Here is a 3,586-nt window from a genome sequence, read left to right on the forward strand (position 1 = left end):
TGGGCCTGCCGGTGTGGGTGGACAACGACGGCACGGTGGCGGCGGCGGGCGAGAGCCTGCTCGGCATCGGCCGCCAATACCGCGACTTCGCCTATCTGCACTTCAATTACGGCCTGGGCGGCGGCGTGGTGATCGACGGCACCTGCCTGCGCGGCGCGCACGGCAACGCCGGCGAGTTCGCCGGCATGCTGCCGCAGCAGGGGCTGGAGCGCGGCACGCTGGAGCTGTTGCGGCAACTGCTGGCCGACGACGGCATCGCGCTGCCCGACATCCGCGCGCTGCTGGCCGCCTACGATCCGGCGTGGCCGGCGATCGAGCGCTGGATCGCGCGGGTGGCGCCGGGCCTGTCGCTGATCGTGTCGGCGATCGTGGCGATCTTCGATCCGCAGGCGGTGGTGTTCGGCGGGCGCATGCCGCGCGAGCTGGCGACGCGGCTGATTCCGCACGTGCGCATCGACAACCAGCCGCGTCGCGGCCAGGCGCGGCCGTTGCCGGTGCTGCTGCCGGCCGCGGCCACCGCCGATGCCAGCGCGGTGGGCGCGGCGGCGCTGCCGTTGAAGGCCTGCTATTTCCGCTGAACCGGTCCCGCCGCGGCGTCGCCATGCCTGCACGCCGCCGGCGCTACCCTATGCGCCCTTTCCGCGCGCCATTGCGGTACGGCACGCGTCCCATCCCCCACCGTCGGAGTTGTCACGATGAAATACCTGCACGCCATGATCCGCGTCCACGACCTGGAGAAGACCAGCACGTTCTTCACCGAAGGCCTGGGCCTGCACGAAACCCGCCGCATCGAGAACGAAGCCGGCAAGTTCACCCTGGTGTACTTCGGCGCGCCGGAGAACCCGGAAGCCGAGGTCGAACTGACCTACAACTGGGGCTCGGACGAGGACTACGGCAGCGCCCGCAACTTCGGCCATCTGGCCTTCGAGGTCGACGACATCTACGCCCTGTGCGCGCACCTGCAGTCGCTCGGCGTGACCATCAACCGTCCGCCGCGCGACGGGCGCATGGCCTTCGTGCGCAGCCCGGACCTGATCTCGATCGAGCTGCTGCAGAAGGGCGAGGCGCTTGCGCCGGCCGAGCCGTGGGCGTCGATGCCGAACACGGGCGTCTGGTAAGGGCTCAGGGCACCGTCTCGGGCAACGCCTGGCCGCAGCCCCGGCAATAGCCGGCGTTGCGGTCGTGGCCGTGCAGGCCGCAGTGCGCGCAGGTGCGCCGATCCGGCGCGCGGCTGCGGTCGGCATCGCGCAGGCTGTTGGCCAGTTCCGCGGTGTAGATGCCGGTGGGCACGGCGATGATGCTGTAGCCGATCAGGATCAGCACCGAGGTGATGGCGCGGCCCAGCGGGGTGAGCGGGGCGATGTCGCCGAAGCCGACCGTGGCCATCGTCACCACCGCCCAGTACATCGCGGTGGGAATGCTGGTGAAGCCGTTGGCCGGGCCTTCGACCACGTACATCAGCGCGCCGAAGATCACCACCAGGGTGATCACCGTGAACAGGAACACGAACACCTTGCGCCGGCTGCGCCACAACGCATCGACCAGCAGGCTGCTTTCCTCGACGTAGCGGGTCAGCTTGAGGATACGGAACAGCCGCAGCACCCGCAGCACGCGCACCACCAGCAGCGTCTGCGCGCCGGGCAGCAGAAACGAGATGTAGGTGGGCAGGATCGACAACAGGTCGATCACGCCCCAGAAGCTCAGCGCATAGCGCAGCGGCCGCTGCACCGTGGCCAGGCGCAAGGCGTACTCGGCGGTGAACAGCACGGTGAAGCCCCACTCCAGCACGTACAGCGCGCCGGCGTAACGGCTGTGCAGCGCCGGCACGCTGTCGACCAGAATCACCGCGACGCTGGCCAGGATCGCCGCGACCAGCAACAGGTCGAAGTTGCGCGAGGGCGTGGTGTCGTGCCGATAGATGATGTCGAACCAGCGGCGCCGCCAGCCGTGCTCTGTCGCCGGGGCGAGCGGGGAATCGAGGAAAAATCGCATGCGCCCATGCTACCCGAGCCGCCTTGCGGTCGCGGGCGCGCGCGCCGCGGCAGGCGGCGTCCTGATCGGATGCGACGCGGCTGCTGGAGAGCCCCCTGTGGGAGGGGCTTCCGTCTCGACGCCGTCGCGCTGACGCGTCGGGACTGAAGTCCCTCCCACATGTCGAGCAACGGCGTGGTGGGGTTGCTGCGGCACGCGCGCGGGCGGCGGCGGTGTGGCACAGCAGCCTGCCGCCCCGTCGGTCCAGGCGGCGGCCGGCAGTCCCCGGCCGTGCGCTGCCGGCGGTCTTATAATCGGCGCTTTCCCCGCAGGACTGCCTCGATGACCGCTTCTTCCGCCGCGGAGCTGATCGCCCTCGGCCAACGCTACGCGCTGCCGATCTACCGTCCGCGCCAACTGGTGCTGGAGCGCGGCCAGGGCGCCCGGGTCTGGGACAGCGAAGGACGCGACTACATCGACCTGTCCGCCGGCATCGCCGTGTGCGGGCTCGGCCACAACGATCCGGACCTGCAGGCGGCGCTGCTCGAACAGGCCGGCAAGCTGTGGCACACCAGCAACGTGTTCTACAGCGAGCCGCCGCTGCGCCTGGTCGAGGAACTGGTGGTGGCCTCGCGCTTCGCGGAGAAGGCCTACCTGTGCAATTCCGGCGCCGAGGCCAACGAGGCGGCGATCAAGCTGGTGCGCAAGTGGGCCACCGCCCAGGGCCGTCCGCCGCAGCGGCGGGTGATCGTCACCTTCCGCGGCAGCTTCCACGGCCGCACCCTGGCCGCGGTGACCGCCACCGCGCAACCCAAGTACCAGGAAGGCTACGAGCCGCTGCCCGGCGGTTTCCGCTACGTCGATTTCAACGACATCGTGCAGCTGGAAACGGCGATGGCCGCCGGCGATGTGGCCGCGGTGATGCTGGAGCCGGTGCAGGGCGAGGGCGGGGTGATGCCGGCGGCGCCGGGCTTCCTGGCGCAGGTGCGGGCGCTGTGCGACCACCACGGCGCGCTGCTGGTGCTGGACGAGATCCAGTGCGGCATGGGCCGCACCGGCACCCTGTTCGCGCACTGGCAGGACCAGGTCGTCCCCGACATCGTGACCCTGGCCAAGGCGCTGGGCGGCGGCTTCCCGATCGGCGCGCTGCTGGCCGGGCCGAAGGTGGCCGAGACCATGCAGTTCGGTGCGCACGGCACCACCTTCGGCGGCAACCCGCTGGCCGCGGCGGTGGCGCGGGTGGCGCTGCGCAAGCTGGCCTCGACGGCGATCGCCGCCAACGTGTCGCGGCAATCGGCGGCGCTGCGTGCCGGCCTGGCGGCGCTCAACGACGAGTTTGCGTTGTTCTCGCAGGTTCGCGGCCGCGGGCTGATGCTGGGTGCGGTGCTGGCGCCGACGCATGCCGGACAGGCCGGCGCCATCCTCGACCACGCCGCCGCGCATGGTTTGCTGACCCTGCAGGCGGGCCCGGACGTGCTGCGCTTCGTGCCCGCGCTCAACCTCACCGATGCCGAACTGGGCGAAGGCCTGGCGCGCTTGCGCAGCGCGCTGCGCGCCTACCTCGCCGCGCGCTGAGCCGGCGACTCAGCCCAGGCCGTGCCGCGCCAGCGCGCGG

The 3,586-nt window shown here is 71.1% G+C and carries 4 protein-coding genes; 3 read left to right on the top strand and 1 reads right to left on the bottom strand.

Going from position 1 to position 3,586, the window contains the following annotated elements; translation table 11 throughout:
- A partial coding sequence (locus D180_RS14935; protein WP_017913431.1) for an ROK family protein occupies positions 1 to 578 on the top strand: 578 nt, incomplete at its 5' end.
- Positions 579 to 695: 117 nt separating this feature from the next.
- Entirely contained in the window at positions 696 to 1,118 is a 423-nt protein-coding gene (locus D180_RS14940; RefSeq protein ID WP_017910492.1) for a VOC family protein, read from the top strand.
- Between the two features lie 4 nt (positions 1,119 to 1,122).
- Here the strand turns inward: D180_RS14940 and D180_RS14945 are convergent, their stop codons facing one another.
- Entirely contained in the window at positions 1,123 to 1,992 is an 870-nt protein-coding gene (locus D180_RS14945) for an ion transporter (RefSeq protein ID WP_017913432.1), read from the bottom strand.
- A 321-nt stretch (positions 1,993 to 2,313) separates the two neighbouring features.
- Between D180_RS14945 and D180_RS14950 the strand changes: the two genes are divergently transcribed.
- Positions 2,314 to 3,546: an acetylornithine transaminase gene (locus D180_RS14950; protein ID WP_017913433.1), complete on the top strand. Its 1,233-nt coding sequence runs from the start codon at positions 2,314 to 2,316 to the stop codon at positions 3,544 to 3,546.
- Positions 3,547 to 3,586 lie beyond the last annotated feature (40 nt).

The organism is Xanthomonas sp. SHU 166 (genome assembly GCF_000364685.1).
Classification (GTDB): Bacteria; Pseudomonadota; Gammaproteobacteria; order Xanthomonadales; family Xanthomonadaceae; genus Xanthomonas_A; species Xanthomonas_A sontii.